The 1047-nt window shown below is 72.6% G+C and carries 2 protein-coding genes; both read right to left on the bottom strand.

The features are described 5' to 3' along the window. Positions 1 to 130: CinA family protein (locus tag PLL68_RS15810; RefSeq protein ID WP_502910748.1), on the bottom strand; the 130-nt coding region annotated here is incomplete at its 3' end. Positions 131 to 159: 29 nt separating this feature from the next. Then, on the bottom strand, positions 160 to 948 hold the full coding sequence (gene pgsA, locus PLL68_RS15805; RefSeq protein WP_324535734.1) for a CDP-diacylglycerol--glycerol-3-phosphate 3-phosphatidyltransferase: 789 nt from the start codon (positions 946 to 948) through the stop codon (positions 160 to 162). Positions 949 to 1047: the final 99 nt, after the last annotated feature.

Here is a 1047-nt window from a genome sequence, read left to right as displayed (position 1 = left end):
CGGTCGACGCCCCGGGGACGCTCGTCAGCGCGGCACAGACCAGTCCCCCGGTGAGGGACTCAGCCGTCGCGACGGTGAGCCCGCGCTCACGCAAGCCGGCGATGACGGCGGGCGCACCGGCATCCGGCACCCCGGCATCCAGCCGCTCGGGCACCGTGCTCACGGGGCGCCGCGACCCTCACGGCGGGCCGTGCGGGCCGCTCGGGCGGCGCGCTTGGTCGCGGCACGCTCACTGGTCTGGCGCAACCGCAACGCCTGGTGCAGGTAGTCGACACCGGTGACGACCGTGATGAGCACTGCCGCACCGAGCGAGATCGCCGCCAGCGCCTCCCAGACGTCGGGGTAGGGCAGCACCCACCGCGGCATGAGGTAGAAACCGATGCCGAACGTCTGGAGCAGGGTCTTGACCTTGCCCCCGCGGCCAGCGGCCATGACCCCGTGGCGGATCACCCAGAAGCGCACTGCGGTGATCCCCCACTCGCGCACGAGCACCACGATGGTGACCCACCACCACACCTCGCCGACCGCGGACAGCCCGATGAGGGCCATCGTGACCAGCGCCTTGTCCGCGATGGGGTCGAGCACCTTCCCCACGTTGGTCACCAGGCCGCGGCTGCGCGCGAGGTCGCCGTCGATCCGGTCGGTGACCATCGCGACGACGAAGACCGCGAAGGCTGCCCAGCGGTAGACCGCACTGCGCCCGTCGTCGGCGAGCAGCAGCCAGCCGAAGACCGGGACGATGGCCAGGCGGAAGACGGTCAGGTAGTTGGCGATGTTCCACGCGCTCGGGCCGGTCGTCGGCACCGCGGGACTCGCCGGGTCGACCCCGATCCGATAGGGGTCGGTCGCGCGGCCCTGCGCGAGCGGGCCGGGACGCACGGGTCGCAGCGGCTTGTCCCCCAGTGCCTTGTCACCCGGTGGCTGTTCCCCCGTCGGCGGCTCGCTCATCGCACCTCCACGAGGAGGTCGACCCCCACCGAGTCGACAACCTGACCCTCGACGAACTGACCGACCGCTGGCAGGGCGCCGTCCGCGGCCCGCACGAGG

This window comes from Ornithinibacter sp., assembly GCF_035443565.1.
Lineage (GTDB): Bacteria > Actinomycetota > Actinomycetes > Actinomycetales > Dermatophilaceae > Fodinibacter.
This window is presented reverse-complemented; position numbering and strand designations above follow the sequence as displayed.

What these genes read in the sequence shown, in the direction of transcription:
- pgsA (WP_324535734.1), bottom strand. Translation starts at nt 948, where the DNA reads ATGAGCGAGCCGCCGACGGGGGAACAGCCACCGGGTGACAAGGCACTG.